At 52.0% G+C, this 250-nt stretch carries 1 protein-coding gene; it reads left to right on the forward strand.

All coding sequences use genetic code 11. The features are described from left to right. Positions 1 to 250: ABC transporter transmembrane domain-containing protein (locus ACSNOG_RS33740; protein WP_436756476.1), on the forward strand; the 250-nt coding region annotated here is incomplete at both ends.

Here is a 250-nt window from a genome sequence, read left to right on the forward strand (position 1 = left end):
GAATGGCTTCGCATATCGCCGCTTTCCGTATTCTTTACGGTCTCAGGATCAAGCTTTCCGGACATATCGGCAAGCTTCCGCTCGGATGGCTGACCGGCAAATCGACGGGAGCCGTCAAGAAAACGCTGGAACAAAGCGTAGAGAAAGTGGAAACGTTCATTGCTCACCAGTTACCTGATCTCGTACATGTTGCCGTGACCACGCTCCTGATGATTGCCGTGATGTTCACGCTGAATGTTTGGCTGGCGAT

This window comes from Streptomyces sp. URMC 124, assembly GCF_051386455.1.
Classification (GTDB): domain Bacteria; phylum Actinomycetota; class Actinomycetes; order Streptomycetales; family Streptomycetaceae; genus Streptomyces.